The sequence below is a fragment of the Weissella uvarum genome, assembly GCF_016908785.1.
Lineage (GTDB): Bacteria > Bacillota > Bacilli > Lactobacillales > Lactobacillaceae > Weissella > Weissella uvarum.
Window position 1 is genome coordinate 216,378 of the sequence record NZ_JAFBEO010000001.1, and the last position, 18,934, is coordinate 235,311.

24 protein-coding genes are annotated in these 18,934 nt (G+C 39.1%); 12 read left to right on the top strand and 12 right to left on the bottom strand.

Annotated features, from left to right (window positions below; genetic code table 11):
• Positions 1-6: 6 nt before the first annotated feature.
• Both JOC36_RS01050 and secA2 read right to left on the bottom strand, forming a co-directional pair.
• Positions 7-1,230 carry a preprotein translocase subunit SecY gene (locus tag JOC36_RS01050; RefSeq protein WP_205144652.1) on the bottom strand — a complete coding sequence of 408 codons (1,224 nt, stop codon included), beginning with the start codon at positions 1,228-1,230 and terminating at the stop codon, positions 7-9.
• A gap of 21 nt (positions 1,231-1,251) precedes the next feature.
• A complete protein-coding gene (gene secA2 / locus JOC36_RS01055) occupies positions 1,252-3,603 on the bottom strand; it encodes an accessory Sec system translocase SecA2 (RefSeq protein WP_205144653.1) in 2,352 nt (783 codons plus the stop codon).
• Between the two features lie 75 nt (positions 3,604-3,678).
• On the opposite strand from secA2, the gene JOC36_RS01060 reads away from it, so the two are divergent.
• Positions 3,679-3,867 carry a hypothetical protein gene (locus JOC36_RS01060; RefSeq protein WP_205144654.1) on the top strand — a complete coding sequence of 63 codons (189 nt, stop codon included), beginning with the start codon at positions 3,679-3,681 and terminating at the stop codon, positions 3,865-3,867.
• Positions 3,868-4,082: 215 nt separating this feature from the next.
• Here the strand turns inward: JOC36_RS01060 and JOC36_RS01065 are convergent, their stop codons facing one another.
• The 10 genes from JOC36_RS01065 to JOC36_RS01110 form a co-directional block, all read right to left on the bottom strand.
• A complete protein-coding gene (locus tag JOC36_RS01065) occupies positions 4,083-5,135 on the bottom strand; it encodes a 2,3-butanediol dehydrogenase (RefSeq protein WP_205144934.1) in 1,053 nt (350 codons plus the stop codon).
• 129 nt (positions 5,136-5,264) lie between these two features.
• The gene (locus tag JOC36_RS01070) at positions 5,265-5,870 is read right to left on the bottom strand and encodes an ATP-dependent Clp protease proteolytic subunit (RefSeq protein WP_205144655.1); all 606 of its coding nucleotides are present in this window, start codon (positions 5,868-5,870) and stop codon (positions 5,265-5,267) included.
• A 73-nt stretch (positions 5,871-5,943) separates the two neighbouring features.
• Positions 5,944-6,906 carry a DNA-binding protein WhiA gene (whiA, locus tag JOC36_RS01075; protein WP_205144656.1) on the bottom strand — a complete coding sequence of 321 codons (963 nt, stop codon included), beginning with the start codon at positions 6,904-6,906 and terminating at the stop codon, positions 5,944-5,946.
• Between the two features lie 13 nt (positions 6,907-6,919).
• Positions 6,920-7,939 carry a gluconeogenesis factor YvcK family protein gene (locus JOC36_RS01080; RefSeq protein WP_205144657.1) on the bottom strand — a complete coding sequence of 340 codons (1,020 nt, stop codon included), beginning with the start codon at positions 7,937-7,939 and terminating at the stop codon, positions 6,920-6,922.
• A complete protein-coding gene (gene rapZ / locus JOC36_RS01085) occupies positions 7,936-8,826 on the bottom strand; it encodes an RNase adapter RapZ (protein ID WP_205144658.1) in 891 nt (296 codons plus the stop codon). The genes JOC36_RS01080 and rapZ overlap by 4 nt, the downstream gene beginning before the upstream one ends.
• A 111-nt stretch (positions 8,827-8,937) precedes the next feature.
• Complete coding sequence (locus tag JOC36_RS01090) at positions 8,938-9,057, bottom strand: putative metal homeostasis protein (RefSeq protein ID WP_205144659.1); 120 nt, start codon at positions 9,055-9,057, stop codon at positions 8,938-8,940.
• A 128-nt stretch (positions 9,058-9,185) separates the two neighbouring features.
• A complete protein-coding gene (locus JOC36_RS01095) occupies positions 9,186-10,355 on the bottom strand; it encodes a site-specific integrase (RefSeq protein WP_205144660.1) in 1,170 nt (389 codons plus the stop codon).
• Positions 10,356-10,700: 345 nt separating this feature from the next.
• The gene (locus JOC36_RS01100) at positions 10,701-11,207 is read right to left on the bottom strand and encodes a hypothetical protein (protein WP_205144661.1); all 507 of its coding nucleotides are present in this window, start codon (positions 11,205-11,207) and stop codon (positions 10,701-10,703) included.
• Complete coding sequence (locus JOC36_RS01105; RefSeq protein ID WP_205144662.1) at positions 11,200-11,991, bottom strand: ImmA/IrrE family metallo-endopeptidase; 792 nt, start codon at positions 11,989-11,991, stop codon at positions 11,200-11,202. Before JOC36_RS01105 ends, JOC36_RS01100 begins: the two co-directional genes overlap by 8 nt.
• Positions 11,988-12,323 carry a helix-turn-helix domain-containing protein gene (locus JOC36_RS01110; RefSeq protein WP_205144663.1) on the bottom strand — a complete coding sequence of 112 codons (336 nt, stop codon included), beginning with the start codon at positions 12,321-12,323 and terminating at the stop codon, positions 11,988-11,990. The genes JOC36_RS01105 and JOC36_RS01110 overlap by 4 nt, the downstream gene beginning before the upstream one ends.
• A 261-nt stretch (positions 12,324-12,584) precedes the next feature.
• On the opposite strand from JOC36_RS01110, the gene JOC36_RS01115 reads away from it, so the two are divergent.
• The 11 genes from JOC36_RS01115 to JOC36_RS01165 all read left to right on the top strand — a co-directional run bounded on the left by JOC36_RS01115 (position 12,585) and on the right by JOC36_RS01165 (position 18,610).
• Positions 12,585-12,845: a helix-turn-helix domain-containing protein gene (locus JOC36_RS01115; protein ID WP_205144664.1), complete on the top strand. Its 261-nt coding sequence runs from the start codon at positions 12,585-12,587 to the stop codon at positions 12,843-12,845.
• Positions 12,846-12,911: 66 nt separating this feature from the next.
• Entirely contained in the window at positions 12,912-13,520 is a 609-nt protein-coding gene (locus JOC36_RS01120) for a Rha family transcriptional regulator (protein WP_205144665.1), read from the top strand.
• 73 nt (positions 13,521-13,593) lie between these two features.
• On the top strand, positions 13,594-14,172 hold the full coding sequence (locus tag JOC36_RS01125) for a hypothetical protein (RefSeq protein WP_205144666.1): 579 nt from the start codon (positions 13,594-13,596) through the stop codon (positions 14,170-14,172).
• A 63-nt stretch (positions 14,173-14,235) separates the two neighbouring features.
• Positions 14,236-14,607 (top strand): MerR family transcriptional regulator, encoded by a 372-nt coding sequence (locus tag JOC36_RS01130; protein ID WP_205144667.1) that lies wholly within the window; start codon positions 14,236-14,238, stop codon positions 14,605-14,607.
• Positions 14,604-14,795: a hypothetical protein gene (locus JOC36_RS01135; RefSeq protein WP_205144668.1), complete on the top strand. Its 192-nt coding sequence runs from the start codon at positions 14,604-14,606 to the stop codon at positions 14,793-14,795. Before JOC36_RS01130 ends, JOC36_RS01135 begins: the two co-directional genes overlap by 4 nt.
• A gap of 19 nt (positions 14,796-14,814) precedes the next feature.
• Entirely contained in the window at positions 14,815-15,066 is a 252-nt protein-coding gene (locus JOC36_RS01140; RefSeq protein ID WP_205144669.1) for a hypothetical protein, read from the top strand.
• Positions 15,059-15,409 carry a hypothetical protein gene (locus JOC36_RS01145; protein ID WP_205144670.1) on the top strand — a complete coding sequence of 117 codons (351 nt, stop codon included), beginning with the start codon at positions 15,059-15,061 and terminating at the stop codon, positions 15,407-15,409. Before JOC36_RS01140 ends, JOC36_RS01145 begins: the two co-directional genes overlap by 8 nt.
• 100 nt (positions 15,410-15,509) lie before the next feature.
• Positions 15,510-15,812 (top strand): hypothetical protein, encoded by a 303-nt coding sequence (locus JOC36_RS01150; RefSeq protein WP_205144671.1) that lies wholly within the window; start codon positions 15,510-15,512, stop codon positions 15,810-15,812.
• Positions 15,813-15,848: 36 nt separating this feature from the next.
• Positions 15,849-16,121 carry a hypothetical protein gene (locus JOC36_RS01155; RefSeq protein ID WP_205144672.1) on the top strand — a complete coding sequence of 91 codons (273 nt, stop codon included), beginning with the start codon at positions 15,849-15,851 and terminating at the stop codon, positions 16,119-16,121.
• A complete protein-coding gene (locus tag JOC36_RS01160) occupies positions 16,118-17,008 on the top strand; it encodes a hypothetical protein (RefSeq protein ID WP_205144673.1) in 891 nt (296 codons plus the stop codon). Before JOC36_RS01155 ends, JOC36_RS01160 begins: the two co-directional genes overlap by 4 nt.
• A 15-nt stretch (positions 17,009-17,023) precedes the next feature.
• Positions 17,024-18,610: a DNA primase family protein gene (locus tag JOC36_RS01165; RefSeq protein ID WP_205144674.1), complete on the top strand. Its 1,587-nt coding sequence runs from the start codon at positions 17,024-17,026 to the stop codon at positions 18,608-18,610.
• Positions 18,611-18,934 lie beyond the last annotated feature (324 nt).

Genomic DNA, 18,934 nt, shown 5'->3' on the forward strand with positions numbered 1-18,934 from the left:
TATTTTTTAAAATAGACGATACATACCCTTTTCACGCAACGCATTAAATTGGGCAATGACATTATCCATAATCGAAATCAAAATGGCCAAGCTTCCAAAGTAAGGCGTAAAGTTCGCCCAACCTGGTTGCTTATAAACAATTGCCAACGCCATTGGCAAAATGGCTAACACAACTAAGAATAAATTACCAAAGGTGGTTAAGATGAAGAATTCACGAAATAGATAATTATTTGTTTGTTCCCCTGGAAAGACGTTAATAAAATAGTCCCCGGTTTCTTTCATATTCTTACCGATTTTTCCAGGTTGAATACTAATTAACCCAAAAGCATACCCCAAAAACATCAATACTAAGGCGTACATGAACACCCCACCCCAAGTTCGATAATCCGTTAAATGCAACAACGCTTGCATCCAATCTACATATTTAGCTCTGTGATTAAACAGCGTTTGTGGCAACATGAATAAACTCATCGAAAACATGAAAGGCATTGCTCCGGCCGTCAATAACCGCATGGGCAAATATGAATGCGTTAAATCGCCTTCCATCATTAGCCGTTCCACGGGTAAATGTCGTTCGGCATGCATTAACGCTTCCAAAATAAAAAGCACGATGACCGTTAAGCCAATTGCAACCAAAAGATGTTCATTCGTTAACGAATAGTTAGGATTACCCCAACCAGCAGTAAGCGTCTTGGGTAAGCCCAGAATAATTCCTGGCAAAATTAAAAGTGACATGCCCCCTAAACCGTATTGCGCATTTAAGTCACCCAAATAGATTGAAAACATTGTACCCGCTAATAACGTTGCTAAGACAATCACCATCGTTACCGTGACTCCACCGCCAAAAGGAAATGGTAGTAACGCTGATTTTGTGTAATACACAATTTGAATCCCTTGTAACACAGCTAATCCAACGGCTAACCACCGTTGGATATAGCTCACTTGGCGTTGTGACAGATGGTTAACGCCATCTAAATTCAAGGCACTAATGGCCTGCCAGATAATCATCCCTGTCATATATGGACCCACACCCAAAGTGAAAAGCGTTGGCAATGTGAACTGACCACCAGTCATCACACCGAATGTTTGCAAAAGTGTCCGATTCGCCAAGCTCGCTTTGGCCACTGCGGGGTCAATTAATGGCAAAGTAATTGATTGTCCCAATAAATAAACCGACACAATCAACAGCGCCCAGCTGACGCGTTTCAATAAATCATGTTGTTTTAACATTACAAATACCTTTATTTTTAATCATGGGAACTGAACATCAACCGTGCCATCTTTCTTCGGTTTAATTTCAGCTTGCATGAGATTTTGAATGGATTGTCTTTCCATTTTAGTGCGCATCTGTTGATAGCTCTTTTGGGCCTCTTTTTGATATTCAAAAAGAGGATTTCGCTGAGCAATACTGCGATTACGCGTCAATACCTTTAGCGTCTCTAAGGCATCGACTTGATCAACCCAGACATCATCAACCGCTTTCAGAAGACAAAGGCGTTGATAATAAATCCATTGTGGTTGAGCCGGTAATTCTTGATGCTTTTTTTCCATCTGCTCTTGCACTAACTTTTGTAGCGTTTGCATTAATTCACGTTGGGAAAGCTGCTTTAAATCAAGCGTGCCTTCGTAAGCACTATCAATATTTTCATAAATAAAATTAATCGGTTCAAGCGTCGTATCACCATGCTTATAAGCATGGGCATATTGCTTGAGTACTTTTTTAATAAACTTTTCAATCACCGGCTGTAAATTATTTGACCGCATCAAGGCATTCCGATATTCATAGACACTATCACGTTGAACACGGAAAATTTCACCATACTGGAGCGTTTCGAAACGATTAGCCCGCTGCTGATTCGCAACGACTTTTTGAGCCCGGTCAATCACATGATGGAAACGTCCATGTTTTTTCAAAGCTTGTTGTTGATCACCAGCATGCTTCTTAGCAAACTTCAAAACGCGCTTTGGCGCATTTTCAACCACAATTTTATCCTCAAGTGAAGAATAGAAAACACTCTCACCTGGGTTTCCTTGACGTCCGGCTCGTCCACGTAATTGGTTATCCACACGTGGGTTAAGCATGCGTTCCGTCCCGAGCACGAGCAAACCGCCTAAATTGACGACATCTTTGGAAATATTAATATCTGTTCCCCGTCCAGCCATCGAAGTTGCGACAGTGACCGCACCATATTCGCCGGCTTGAGCTACAATTTCAGCTTCTTTAGCGGCACTCCGTGCATTCAAAACACTATGCGGAATCTTTTCTCTTAATAGTAATCGTGAATATAAATTCGATAACGATAGTGATCCGGTTTCAACCAACACAGGTCGGCCTTTAGCATGCTCATCTTTAACAACTTCCAAAGATGCAAATAATTTAGCATCATTCGTGATATAGAGTTGGTCAGGATAATCAATCCGTTGATTTGGGCGATGGGTTGGAATCTTAACTACTGCTAAATTATAGACTTCCATGAACTCTGCGGCATCCGAACTCGCTGTTCCCGTCATGCCAGCCAGTTGCTTAAACATACGGAATAAGTTTTGGTAGGTGATTGAGGCCATGGCACGCTGCTGTTTTGAAATCTCAACGTGTTCTTTAGCTTCAACCGCTTGATGCATCCCTGCCTGCATTTTCATGCCAGTCAATTCACGACCATTTTCGCTATCAATCAAAACCACTTCATCATGATCTACCACATAGTCACGGTCGCGTTGCAAAGTATAATTGGCCTTCAAAGCTAATAAGGTGTGCCGATATAAATCTTTCCACTCATCGCTCAGCAAATTATCAATATCAAAATATTGTTCCATTTTGACAATTCCTTGCGGTGTAAACCAGATTTTCTTCAAATCGTCACTACGCTCATAGTCTTCATCCTCAACCATTAACTTAACCACTGAATCAGCGACTTCATAAAAGTTTGATTGCACGCGTGGTACCCCAGAAATCACTAAAGGTGTCTCGGCAGTATCTAAAAGCACCGCATCCGCTTCATCAATCAGTGCAAAATTAAAAGCCTGAATATATTGTTTTGCTGGCGTTGTGGCCAAATTATCAAAAAGATAATCAAAACCCAAGGCGCTATTAGTCGTATAAACAATGTCAGATTGGTAAATCTTCTTCAAATCACGATTTTTAGGATTTTCGCCTTCTTTGGCAACGCCTGAAGCAACGCTTAAGCCCATCCAGCGGTATAATTTACCCATTTGCTCGGCATCACGATTTGCCAAATATTCATTAGCGGTAATCAAAAAATTTCCGGGCCCTGTGAGACCATGTAAATACATCTGCATGACAGCCGTTAAGGTTTTGCCTTCCCCCGTTTTCATTTCAGCAATATTGTTATATTCCATAACAACCGCACCTAAAATTTGGACATCAAAAGGGGCCATTCCCAGAACACGTTCAGCCGCAACACATATTGCCGCATAAGCTTCGGGTAACAATTGGCGTAAGCTAGCGCCATTGGCTAGTTGCTCTCGAAATAATGCTGTCTGACTTTGCAATGTTTCATCGGACATATCAGCATATTTTAGCATTAATTTCTTGATTTTTTTTACAATGCGTTGATAGCGCTGCTCAGTATGTAAAACTTGCATATTAATCGCTAAATCCTCTCAGTTAGCTTTACAACTCATTTGTAATCAAGTTGCTTTACTTTTATAATTAGGATTATGAAAAATGACAAACAAAAATCCCTACTCGATCAAGACATTGACCAAAGAATTAAATCGGAAAACGCCGAAAAACCAAAGATTACACCACAAAAAGAGAAAGGACGTTGGCTGCAAGCTAGCTTTGCAATTCTATTAGCCATTTTGGTTTTAATTGGTATTCTCTACCCATTGTTTAATCTCAATTAGTCAATACTCACTCATATTTTTTTAATTATATCACATAGCTAACTATACCATTAAACAAAAGATGTAAGATTGCCATAATTTTATAATATTTGTTGGTATAGACTAATCAAAGCCATTAAAAAAACACCGCTCAATTATGAGAGGTGTTTTTTGTTATATACATAAGTTTTGCAATCAAAAGTGACACTCCTACTTAAGGCGCTGTCGCTTTGAAATTAATCCGCTTCTTTTTCTAAATTAACTAATACTTTGGCCTGCGTTTTATCTGTCGTAAGTAATTCGAGCCCTTGCTCGACAACGTCATCCAATTCGATTTCCTTTGTAATTAAATCTTCAACTTGAATGGTCCCGCTCGAAACCAGGTCAACAGTTTCACCAAAGGTTTTCTTTGAATAACCTAGTGAACTCGTAATTTTTACACCAGTTTCCGTCAAGTCCATGAGATTAAACTCAACTGGCTTCACAAAAATTGAGGTCACCACAACCGTTCCACGCGCCTTGGCACTGTGAACTGCTTGGATAAAGGTTGGTTGAACACCAGCCGCTTCAAAAGCAACATCGACACCACCAGGGACCAAGCGATGAATTTCAGCCACAACATCTTCAACTTCGGCCGGATTAATCACATCCGTTGCCCCAAGTTGCTTGGCCTTAGCCAAACGTTCTTCAGATAGATCAATAGCAATAATCTTAGTTGCTCCAGCTGCCTTCGCAACCGCCGCAATCAACGCGCCAATTGGACCAGCACCAAAGACTGCGACTGATTGACCAAACCGCAAGTCGCCTTCCTTAAGGGCTTGAACAGCAACAGCCGTTGGTTCAATCAAGGCTGCTAAGCGTAATGAGAAGTCTTGTGGCAAGTGGAATAGCGTTGATTCGGGTACGTTAACATATGGTGCCAAACCACCATCCGTTGAGAGGCCGATAAAGGCATAGCCATGATAGACATCTTCATCATCTGGTGCAACACCAGTCGTCAAAGTTGGATCAATTGAAACATGATCGCCAACCGCAAAGTCAGTGACATTTGAACCCACTTCAGAAACCACACCAGAAAACTCGTGCCCTAAGACAAGTGGGGCCTTATCATGCGTAATTGGATTTGGTTCATCAACCGGAATAAATGCACCATCTTCATAAGCATGGACATCGCTTCCACAAATTCCAGTATAAGCCACCCGTACCCGCACTTCATCGGGTTGAACTGGCTTAGGCTCAACTTCTTCTACACGAACATCTTTAAAATCATGCCAAACTGCTGCCTTCATCATATCTGCCTCGATTCTTAATCGTTAGAGAATTTTTACTACACCACTAGTATTATACTTCACAAAGTAACTGTCAATCTTTATTTTGGCACAAAAAAAGCACCCTTAAAAATAAAGGTGCTTTTTAGATTACTTAGTTGCTTCTTTTTGTTCGTCATTAGTTGTAATGACACTATCAACCAAACCGTATTCAAGTGATTCATCAGCATCAAGCCAGTGATCACGCTCTGTGTCAGCTTCAACCTTGTCAAATGATTGACCAGTGTTTTGAGCCAAGATGTGATTAATCTTTGAACGTGTCTTCAAAATTTCCTTAGCGGCAATTTCAATTTCAGTTTGTTGACCTTGTGCACCACCAGATGGTTGGTGAATCATGAATTGTGAATTTGGTAGCATGAAGCGTTTACCCTTAGCACCAGATGATGCAAGGACAGAGGCCATTGAAGCCGCCAAACCAACAACGATTGTTTGAACATCCGGATGGATGAAGTTCATCGTGTCGTAAATCGCCATTCCGGCATTAACCTCACCACCAGGTGAGTTGATGTACATATATACATCCTTATCTGGATCTTGGGCATCCAAGAATAGCAATTGCGCAATAATCGTCGTTGACATTTGTGAGTTAATCTCACCGGTCACCATGATAATGCGATCCTTTAACAAACGTGAAAAGATATCATATGAACGCTCACCTTGCGATGATTGTTCAATAACGTATGGAACTGGTAACATATTCATTCCTCCAATAATCGATTGAACTTGTTCTAACTATTTTAACACTTGGTCAAGAAAGGTCAAATGTTTTTTATTCTTGCTGAAGTTCCTTAGGTAAGCGACCTGTTTCGCGTAATTCGTCCGCCATCTTCGTCAATTTGCGTAAACGATGATTGACGCCAGATTTAGAGATTGGACCAGAAGGAACATAATCGCCCAATGCTGACATCGGCTCTTCCCGATGATCTAAACGCACTTGCGCAATTTCACGTAACTTTTCTGGCAATCGATTTAAACCAACTTCTGCATCAAGAAATTCAATGTCATCAATTTGTTTTTGACTAGCATTAACGGTCTTATCTAGATTAGCATTTTCTGCATTCACTAAACGATTAACCGAATTACGCATGTCGCGCATGATACGAATGTCTTCCATCTTAAGCATGGCGTTCGTGGCACCAATCACATTCAACATGTCTGCAATTTTTTCCGCTTCCTTCAGATAAACAATATAACCAGACCGTCGATCAACTACTTTGGCATTCAAATCAAAGCGGTTCATCAAATCCCCTAGCTGTTGTGCTTGCTCCTCATAGAGGGAATAAATTTCTAAATGATAACGACTCGTTTCCGGGTTATTAACCGACCCGGCTGCCAGAAAGGCACCACGCAAATATGAACGTGCCATCCCTTCTGAGGCAAGCCATTCATCTGGCGGAGTTGGCCGCATTTCATAATCATCTAAAATATAGAGGTCTTGCAGTAAACCTTCGACACCCTGCACAATCCGAACAACATATAAGTTATTCTTTTTTAATTTCATTTGACGCCGAACCGAAATTTCGGCTGGCAAATCATAAAATTTCTGCAATAAGCTGATAATCCGACGCGCAATCGCCGCATTTTCAGTCTGCACATTTAATGTAAAGTGCATGTTACTCAAACCAAGCGAGCCATTCATCCTAAGTAAAGCCGCAAGCTCAGCTCGTGCATTTTCAGGATTATTGATTTCGAGCATGGTGAGTTCTTTTTTTACATCACTGGCAAAGGACACACCTCACCCCTCCTTACTGTATGCTATTATCTCGCTTTGTCTTATCCTCAGCGATTTGCATAATTAAACTGGCAACCATATCACCATCATGAAAAGCCCCATCATCACGAAGTTGTAATAAATTACCTGTGATGGGTACCGCACCTTCTTTACGAACATCTTCTGGATCAGATTGTACTTGATGCGACACTTCATTCCAACGTTGCCAATCAATATAATCTTCCGGTACTGGTGCGGAATTCATGATCACCGCATCCACAATATTTTCACCCATATGTTGATTAATTGCGTGCACGTGATCAGATTCTGTGTAATTATCAGTCTCGCCCTTTTGGGTCATAATATTGGCTACATACGTGATTTTAGCTGGCGTCAATTTCAATGCTTCCTTCACGTTAGGCACCACCAAATTGGGCAAAACACTGGTATACAAACTTCCAGGCCCCAGCACAATTTCATCGGCATTCAAAATCGCATTAATCACCTCACTTGGTGCTTGCGCTTCTTTCATCCGAGAATTTTCTTGTGGGGTCACCCAAATATGATCAATCACTTTATGCGCTGCAGTAATCTCTGCTTCTCCAGATAATTCAGTCCCATCTTTAAACTGGGCATGTAAAACTAATGGCTCATTAGCCACTGGATAAATATGGCCTTCCACGTTCATTAACCGTGAAAGAATCTGAACGCCACGAAAAATATCATTTTCCTTTTCCGCCATTGCCGCAATAATCAAATTCCCCAGCGCATGTCCGGCAAGCATTTCATCTTCTTTTTTAAAGCGATATTGAAAAATATCAATTAATTCATCAGAAACATCTGACATCACGGCCATCACATTACGTACATCACCAGGTGGGATGATATTCAAATAATCCCGTAAGGTCCCAGATGAACCACCATCATCCGCCACAGTGATTACAGCCGTCAAATCAACATCATACTGTTTAAGCCCTTTTAAAATAATTGGCTGACCTGATCCACCGCCAATCACTACGATTCGTGGCGTATTCACGATTTCATTTTGCTTCATTGTGCATACCCTGCCTTTCGTCGGGTCCGATCACGATGATTTTCATTAACAACCCAATCTTTTCCAAGATCTTGCGCTAAGCGATGGGCAAATGCAACCGAACGATGTTGTCCGCCTGTACAGCCATACGCAATCGTTAACGTCGCCTTGCCTTCCGCCTTATATTTAGGCAACAACCAACGATAACGCTCTAAATCCATCTGATACATTTTCTCAGCATCGGCATTATCCCAGACGTAATCCCAAACCGGTTGATCAAGACCTGTTTGTTCACGCAATTCAGGTTGATAATATGGATTCTTCAAAAAGCGGACATCTTCAACAATGTCAGCATCAGTAGGTAGACCATACTTAAAGCCGAAACTCATCACTTGCACACTAAACGAAGATTGACGATCATGTTCAGAACCAAAATGATTAATAATATATTGGCGCAATTCTTTGGCATCCATTTGACTCGTATCAACATAATCCGTTGCCATATTTTTCAAATCGGCCATCAGAATTCGCTCTTGCTCTAATCCATACAAAGTCCCTTGTTGTTCTGCTAACGGATGTTGCCGACGGGTTTCTTTGTAGCGAGCGACTAATTCTTTATCATCCGCATCCAAAAATAGAATTCGTAAATTATAATCATCATGATTATTTTGGGCCATCCCAAATAATTCTTCATCCAAATCTTCAAAGAACTGGCGTGACCGCGTATCAATCATAATGGCCGCACGTTCAATATTTGGTTCGCTGGAAATCATTTGCCAAACTTGTGGTAAGAGATTAGCGGGTAAGTTTTGGGCAGTAAAATAGCCTAAATCTTCAAAGGCTTTCATTGAAACTGTTTTACCAGCCCCACTCATCCCGGTGACAATCACTAATTCTTTTTTCACCATTACAAACTCCTTTCAACTGCTGCTTGTATTATACCATTGTTACAACAAAACAAAGGCTTCTTCAGGCTTTTTATAAAAAAAGCAACCCACCGAAGTAGATTGCTTTAAAGCTTATTTTTTACCGTTCTGTCGGGCCGCATCATGCAAAGCCTTTAAAGCCAGCTTACGGGTCTTGATGTTTGGGCTCTTCATTTTGCGTCGCGCTGACGCTAAATCCATTCGTTCAGTCATGTCGTGGCCTCCTTTTAATTTACTAAAAGTAAGTATAACACTAACCCTATAAAACGCAATAGTACCAGCTACTCAACTTTTTTAAAGTGAGACGCAACACAAAACGCAACACAATATCGCGTATAGTATTAAGCATTGTCTCCCATAATTTCACTAAACTTGTCCGCCACTTCTCTCCTAGCTTTCGGTGTTACATCAGCATATATATTTGCCGTAATAGTGATGTCTTTGTGCCCTAATCTCTCCGAAACCTTTTTTATGTCCACCCCACTAGAAAGCAATAAACTAGCGTGGGTATGTCTAAAACCGTGGATATTTAATTTAGGGAGTTGAGTCTTGTGGTTTTCGTTGTACCAATCATAAAACTTATATATCGTGCTTTGAACACAAGTACGGCTGACATTGAATACAAAATCATCATCAGACATTGGACTACCAATAGCAAATGAACTAAGCCTTTTTTCGTGTTGCCACACCTTTAATTTATTGTGTACAACCTTATCAAACTCAATAGAACGTTGAGTGTCTCCATTTTTTAAACCGGGCTCATATTTCTTAGACCCCGTTGCAAATGTCATGCGTCCATTCAGAATAAGGACATCATTAGCAAAATCAATATTTTCCCACTTTAACCCTAATAGCTCTCCTACACGCATCCCCGTTCTTAATAACAACGTATAGATAGCATGGAACATAGGCTCGTTCTTAAAGTACTCCTCTATCCCTTTTTCAAATAATTTTACTTGGCGCTCGTCATAAAACTTTGTTTCACGTTTCTTAGCTTTCTTGGCTTGCACCATTTGGATGTGCTCTAATGGATTATCATCACAGGCTATCTCTTCATGATCATAAGCCCATTTAAGTACCATATTAGCGTAACTAATCATCGTTTTAGATTCGACATACTTGGGGATGAACTGATTAACACGTCGTTGTGTGTCAATCCTAGTCATTCGTTCTAAGTACAGGCCACCGAATAATTCCGGCTTTAATAGATAGTGTTCAAAGTAGTATTTGGTTTTAGCAACTGTCGCATCCGACCGACCTTGCCTACTGTAAATATCAAACCATTCATAAAAAGCCTCATCAAAGGTATAGTGTTTCTGTTCCTTGGGCTTATCCCATTCAGGTATCAACTCACCAGTTTCAACATCAGTAAGTATCTGTGCCTCTTTCAAACGTGCTTCTCGCATTGTTTCGCACGTTGCATACTTGGTTTTACGCTTTCCTGTAATATGATCATATCCAACATAAACCCGTACTTGATACTTGCCATTATTCTTTTTAGTAATTGCCATATCTCTATGTTCCTTTCACAGCCTACCAAGCTATGTATTCCAAGAAATGGATAGAATGAAATATGGTAAGAATAGGCATAGGTTTTAATAGGTTTTACGAAAAGACAATAACCGCTATTACCCAACTAAAATCCCCCTTGCATCACAATTAAGCTAAAAACTTGTTAAAACTTGTTGTTAAACCACTCCTACATTTTCCAACATTTTTATACCGAAACCCATACGGATTTCAGATAACTAACAACTGTATCACTTCTGCTATTGGTGGGGTGTCCATTAGAGGTACTATACACAAGACTATTAGGCCTACATAGCAGCTAAACCACCCAACATATCATCACGTCATCACTCGGCCATATCATTTGCTTTTTTAAGATTAGATTGCGTTTTAGATTCAATATCAGGGCTATATTTTGTATCCCCTTGTGGGTTTATTACGCCTGCATCATGGTAAGCCTTCGTTTCCTTATCAAGTTCACTAACTGATTCTTTGATTGGTCCAAATTCTACCGTAATCTCTGTAGATGTCTTAGTAGCCTTATCCTTGGGCTTGTTTACAGGGGCACTCGGGGCAACTTGTTCCTGTGGTGCTGGTGCCGACTGCTGTATTTCGTACTGCCTTAAGCTTTCTTGCTTTTCAGACTCTGCTTTCTTCGACGCCAAGCTTTCTGCCTCTCGCTTTTTTAAGCTTGCTTCTTTTTTGCTTATACTCGCCTCTTTTTGTTTACTCTTCAAACTGGATTCTTCACGCATTTTTTCTTGCCGTGCGTGATAACTGCCCGCAAACACACCACTGGCCACTAAAGCAACAGCAACTGCACAACCAATGCCAAGTTTAAACATTTTATTCATAAGCTACTCCTAAATCACCATTGACTTTATAAAGATAGGCGTTTCTTTCACTTTCTGCCACATATTTACTAATAGCACATCTTATATAATCATAAGATACTTCCGGAAAAGTCATGTATTTTTCTCTCCAACCAACCTCAATTTCTGACAAGATACCAAACCCGTTATTTTGCATTTCACTAACAAGTCTATCTGCCCGAACAAAGTCTACAGAATTTTCAAAAATTAAAAAATCCAGCAGTCTTTTTGTTAATCTTTTTGAACTTATCTCAAATTCACTTATTACCTCATTCCACGGATAATTAAATGTTATAAGTTGATCAATCGTATAACTTGGTAATAATAAAAATCCAGCGCCATAATTTGCCTCAGTCTCGCACAAACGATCATCAAACGGGTAATAATTTAAATTAATAAGTTCTGAAAACGTCTGTGTCTTCTCATTATTCATCACAGCGTGCCGATAAAAATGAACCAACTCATGAAAAAAGGCCTGGTGCTGTTCCTCAAGTTCATAATTACTATTTATAAAAATCTTTACATCTTTTTTGACAACTAACATCCCAGAAAGATGATCACCAAGATAACCACCTCTTATTGGAAATTTCTGAAACTTAAAATTTGTTATATTTTGTTTTGCATAGTAAAGATAATCGTCATAGCATAATTCACCAATCCGTTTCTGAACATAGTTAGACACTAATATTTGAATTTTTCTAACAAATTTATTCATGTACCAATAAACGTCACTATTTTGAAAGTCAATATCATTGATTTGTTTCATTTCATATCTCTTGTCAAAATTTCTTTAACTTCTTCCATTTGATCAATAACTCGTTGTCTTTCCTGTTCTGGGATATCGGATAAGTCTATCTTAAAAAAATCTTGACTTGTTTCACTATTATTATTTATTTCTCCTTTATCTTCCGTTTCACCAAGCAAATAGTCTACTGATACACCTAATACGTCAGCCACATTTTTTAAATTAGTTCCACGAGGCGTATACCTTTTCCATGCATAAATTGACTTATCCCCTAATCCAGCTTGCTTTTCTAATTGTCTAAGAGTTAAGCCACGCTCCTTTGCAATCTGTTTTGTTCTTTCAAAAAGAGTCATATTTAATCTCCAAATATTAAGAAAAAATAAAGTCGAAGTAGTTTTACTGTTTCTCACTTGAAAAGTCAAAGTAGTTTGACTATACTTTTAATTGTTAAGTAATTAATAGATAAGACGGTCAATACTAACAAATACTATATTCGCCTACCAAGCTATAAATACAGTTATATCAACCGTGTTGTACGTTCGATTACGCTTCGAATTATAGTCGAAGTAGTTTTACTTGTCAATTAACGTTAATAAGTAGAAAGGAGCAAATAAATGCCACAACATCGACCAAGAAAACAAACAGAAGAAGAAAAAGAAAGGTGCTCGACAGTCAGAGCAAATATGGAACGAGCAAATATCACATTTGGAGATTTAGCAGAACATTACCACATTTCTAAATCCAACATCACATACACACTAACAGGGCGTTATTCAAAAGATCGCACAGATACATGGCTTACTCAGTTTGAGTTCTATCTGTCTCAACAGTTAGGCGTTCGCTACATTCAACCCTACTTCAATGACCTTAACTAGGGGATGCACAAAAAAGCACCACCTCAATAAAGAGATAGTGCTGAACAACAACAAGGAGATTATAACATGGATAACGAACTCGTGTTTTACCACAACATTAAAGATGAGCCGTATACAACTAGTGATGTGATCGCTGAATTCAGTGGCGTTAGTTTACGAAGCATAAATAAGCTAACAAATGAACATAAAAAAGAGCTCGAACAATTTGGAAAGATGAGATTTGAAATCGCACCTATGCCTAGCGGGCAAAGTCGAAAAATCTGGCACTACAATCAAAGACAAGCCACTTTATTTATTACCTTCATGAAAAATACACGCCAAGTAATTAAATTCAAGATGGCTCTTGTCGACGAGTTCTTTGAAGTTAAAAAGGAACTGTCAGAAAAACGTGTTTTGCTAGAACGTAATCATCAAACTAATAAAGACTTGAGCGAAGTCATCAAAGAACACTTCCCGGACAAACCGTTTATGTATAGTACTTTCCACAAGCTAGCCTATAAAGTCGCTATCGATAAGAGCCCGAAACAAGTAAAGCAATCTCGCAAAGTTTCAAACGCTCAAGAAGCCCTTACAACTGACGAATTAAACAAGGTAGAACACTACCGGACAATCATCGCTAATTTCATTGAATTGGGGATGGACTACCAACAAATTAAGCAACAGTTAACACAATAAATAAGATACTGCGGTATCAAATCAGCTCCCAATCAAATTAAACGACCAAAAATATAAAAATGGAGAATTGAATATGACCAAAGCATACATTGAAGTAGAAGATACGTACGGAATTATCCGGACAGCGAATGAGTTGCTAAGTGCTATTTATTTCGCTGAAGCCGACCCAGATTTAAGCGTTGCGACAAGTGCCAATGTTACTGATGCATTAAGTCAGTTTGAATTACAAGCTGTAGATCTATCCCAGTCACTAGGTGGTACTCTAATGTCCTCTGACGCGTTATCAGAAGAAAATGATGTAAAACTATCCGAGCACAATAGCGAACAGCCATTCAGCGAAATGGTAACCAATATTGTATATGCATTGGAACAAGAGGTTAGCAAAGATGAGCTAAATAAGGTAGTCATTCGTTCTTTGCAACGCCAATTAGATGACGCATTAGAAATTTATCAGGGCATGTACCTAATTTCCGATGATGATGCCGATACCATCCAAATAGTAAAAGATATTAGTCACACGCTATACCGTGCGCTAGATGACTATGATGCTTTAGGTTACGTACCAAACGAAGATGGCACATCACATAAGCAAACACTCGGTGAATTAGCTGAACTATTAAGCAATCAACTATGGCAATTAAATAACATGTAGCCACACAAAAAAAGGAGCTAGACGTTATCCGCCTAACTCCATCATTCAAAGGAACATATTTATATGACTAATAATATTATAACACTAAGTCCGGGGATGGTGGCCAATCAAACACATACCGCGCAACTTGCTGATGTATCAGTACAAACAATCAGAACATGGACGAAGCAAGGTAAGTTACACCCAAATGTGGTTAATGGCGTTAAGTTGTATGACCTGGATGAATTAGCGCAACTTATCAGGCCACGCAATCCACACAGTCGCCGAAGCTATTTAATTGCCGACATCCCCGACTATCAGAACTTCATTAAGCACATTGCTAATGACGTTACCCAGCAAGTTAAAGATAGCCTACTATCAGACAACATAGCGTTATCTAAAGAACAAACGAACACGATAATTTTGGACGCCGTCAAGAAAGGACTGAATGCATGAATGTAAATCCAACACACGACCCACAAAAGCTAAAGGAACTTGTCGACACAGTTATCGAAGTCGGTGATGATCGCTTTGGCTTAGCTGTTATGGCTAATTGCTACGTCATTGAGAACGCTGATATTTCAGACGAAGCAAAAGTAAAATCATTTAAATTACTGCTTAAACAACTAGATACACTTTACTAAGGAGAAAGGAGATAGGACTATGTATACGTCATTACATGAGCTTAAAACAGCCACACTAGCGTTTTTAAATTCAGCCGAAGCAATTTATTCGCCTCACCTTAGCGCGACCGCAAAACGCTTTTTAAACCGCTTAACTACTTTAGACCGCAATAGTTTATCTCGAATTGAAGTTTATGACTTATTAATGGAGAATACAATTTTTCCTTGGCTAAAAGAACAAACTGCCCAACAACTCATGGTATTCATTCTAGGAGGTGCACAATATGCCTAAGCTTACTTCGTTACAACAAAACGTTTATGCTTTATTACCTAAAGGTGCTGAACGGCCACGGCCACAAGATGAATTGATTTACCTACTAGAACAAAGCGAGCAATTCAAAGTAACGCCTCGCTTAATTAGTCAAATTATCAACGATTTAATCGTTAAACATAATATCCCAATTGGTTCAAGCCGTACCGAACCAACTGGATATTTCCTAATTGAAACCCCACAAGAATTACAGAACGCCGTACGTCCGTTAAGTCGCCAAGCCAACGCTGAACTCAAACGAGTCGATACGTTGCTACAAATTGACTTAAACGAATTTTGGGATAAAGAAAAAGCCAATGCCTAAAATTGAATTCAAGCATCAGCTCCCAAGCGTTGCTAGTTCCGACCAAAGAGTCTAGCAACACATCCCCGTACAAATATTAAATATAAAGGACAAACTTATTATGACTGAAAATACAATTGCCAGCAACTCTTTTACAACAGAATTACGTGTTGATGCAACAAACCAATACATTAAGATGTGGCTACACCCAGACAATAATCATCGTCATGAGTATTTCATGAACGCTGTCTTGGTCGGTTGTTTTATTTATAATGCACCGGTTTCTAATAAACATGCTAAAGCAATGACAGAATCCTTAAATCAACGTTTGCACAATCCCCTTTCATCGAACGAAAAATTAACAGCGATCGAAGAAATTCGCGATTTTTTAAACGAGGATGTTTGCAAATTCCCTTTGCATTAGTCGAACAATTATATTGCAACTAAGGAAAACATGATTATGACTAAAAATAACAACATTGCTAATAATTCTGACTACTTACTAGATAATCTCACATTAGATGCCAGGGCCCTAGATGATTTAATTTTTGTTATGAATGAAATTACAAAATCACGGGTAGCTCCAAGTAACATTAATCAAAATTCATCAGGAATAGATTTAGTTACCGCTAATAAGGCCATTGACCAATATAACAAGCTCATTCACTTAATCTACCCCGCACACATCATTTCTAACAAATTAAATAACCTACTGCGGGAGTTCAAACTATGATCTATCTAACACAAGGCGTAAAACAGCTCCAGTACACACAAAGCAGTGGTAATGAATGGCAACATTTGGTGCAGTCAGTCATGCATCCCCGTGTTATTAGCAAAATCCAAGATGAAATAGATACTTTTAAAAAGGATGAGGCACCTTACGTAATTTATGGTACAAGCACTTGCCTAGATCGTGGTACAAGTGAAATAACCGGCCGAATAATTCTTTTTATAGATGTTGACGACAACGGTAAAGACTATGACAAAGAGGCTTACCACATCGATGCCGTCTTAAGTAGTTTAAATATTAAGCATGTCATCTATCCTACCATCAACAATTCAATTAAGCCGGGAGAACGTTTACGAGTCGGCATTCCATTAGACAACGAATTAGCTCCAGAAGAATATAGCAAAGTTTGGCAAGTCTTAACGTATCATCTACACCTAAATGCGGATTATTCAGGGGCTACAAGAGCCTTTAAACAGTTGCAGGGTATTTATGTTAAAACAACACAAAACGCCCAAAACGAGCCAATTATTGAGAATAACGGTACAGCTTTAAATACCGCCTTCTTTTTGAGTAAATATGAAAAACTTAACATGGAAAGTTCAAAGCAGAACCTGCCAAAACCTGCCATGAATAGCAACGCTCCTAAGTGGGCAATGAACAACCGTAAAATCATCCGTGCCTTACTTGCTCCAGAGGAGCATTACAACGCTTTCGGCGGTTGGGACAACATGTTAACCAGCATTGGTGGTTGGGTCTTTAAAAATACAAAAGGCGACATTAATTTAACTGCTGATGTTGTACAAGACACCAATAACCGAGGTACTGCCCCAATTTCAGAACAAGAACTCACTAAAAAATTTAAGAGCTGGATGCAACACTGGCATTACTAGAAAGGAACACTTTACATGACAACAGAAGCATCACGATTAGCCGATACACTAACCGATGAAGAGAAACAACAAATCACACAACAGCACGATAAGCCTCTCCATGTTAATTATTGGGAAACACGACAGCATGTTAACGATTTAATCAAACAATCCCTTGAAGTAAGCTCTGAATTGCCCACTAACTTAGATGACTTATTAGAAGAACTGAACACAATTTCCCCTAGATGGTTATCACATCACTATGATGCAAAGGCAAAACAATTAGTTCACAGTATTAACTATGAACAATTTTTAAAAATAATTCAGCACAAGATCCCTTTGATTTTCACACATCAATATAAAAACGGCATTTTATACACCGGCAAGAATTGGGAAGAATACGATAGCAAAAGAGAAGCTAAAGAATATATTAAGTCTGCATGCATTGATGAGATTGAAACCGTGAAACTTTATAGCAAGCTTTCTAACCCTATCCTGTCTAAAATCTACAGCTATGTACAAGCAGGTATGACAAAAGAGCAGTCTATCCGTTTTGATACTAAGAACTATGCAAACTTTTCCAATGGCACGCTTGATTTAGATACTAATAAAATGCATCCCCATACTAAAGACGACTACATCACTAAACTATTACCAATTGATTATGAAGGGAGCGATGAAGGTGGCCTAGTTTATGATTATGCGAAACATTTGCTTGGGGATGAAGTCCAGACCCTTAGCGAGTGGTTTGGTTATATGTTCTTTAACGATATGGCAACCATGAATAACATTGTGTTTATCCAAGGTGTCGGTGGAAATGGTAAAAGCACCCTCTTACGTGTTTTAGCCTCCGCTTTTGGTGAATATGCAAGTGGTTACTCTATCACGCAGTTATCAGGACGTGAGGGAGATCGTTATTTAGATGACTTAGCCACTAAACAAGCTAATATCATTGCAGAAAGCGACCCATACATTACCGAGAACGGACTAAATCTTATCAAACTATTAACGGGTGGCGACCCAATCGGTGCTAATCCGAAAGGTAAAAAAGCTTACACATTTACAAACACTGCCAAGTTCATTGTTTCAGCTAACTACAATTTACCAGCAATTGAAAATGAACCGGAGTTCAGACGGCGCTTTGTCTTATTGAATGCAGGATCTCCCGCTATTGCAAACATGCAAGACCCGTTAGCTTTTAAAAATAAGTTCAGTATGGACAAAATGTTAAATGACCTTCCTAAATTTGTTAGTTATTCAATTCAGCAAGCACAACATGCCTTAGATAATAAAGAACTCACTATCCTACCTGAAACCAAAGCGCGTACTGAGCAGTGGTTACAAAGTACCGACTACGTGCAACATTTCACCGATATGTTTATCGTGCCAATCACAGGGATGTACGGTGTCAGTCGTCCATATCTGATAGACCGTTTTAATGATTTTCTTGATACAGAGGCTGATAATCGTATGACCACACAAGAATTTACCCAAGCCATGAATAAGAAAGGATTTGAGTTTGAACCTAAACCCCGAAAAGGATCACGAGAAGATGAACCAACAGTTGACGATCCAGCACAACACAAACGTAACCGATTAAGAAATTATGGTTATAAAGGTTGATTATGCTTTTTTGGTAACAAAAGGAAACTCTCATGTAACGCGCATGTTACCTACCTAGAATGCTGGTATATAGGCAATTATCCATGTTCCGGTAACAAGGTAACACATTTTAAAAGTAAATATATATATTCGTTACAAACACCCCATATACATATATGCGTGTGGGGGGATATTTATAAAAAACGTCTCCTTTGTTACATTTACGCTTAAAACGTTGATATAAAAGCATTTATACAGGTAACTTGCCTGTTTCTTCTATGTTCACCAATGTTACCAACGTAAAAAAACAGTAAAGTAAGATCCAAAGGTGAACAACTTGGTGAA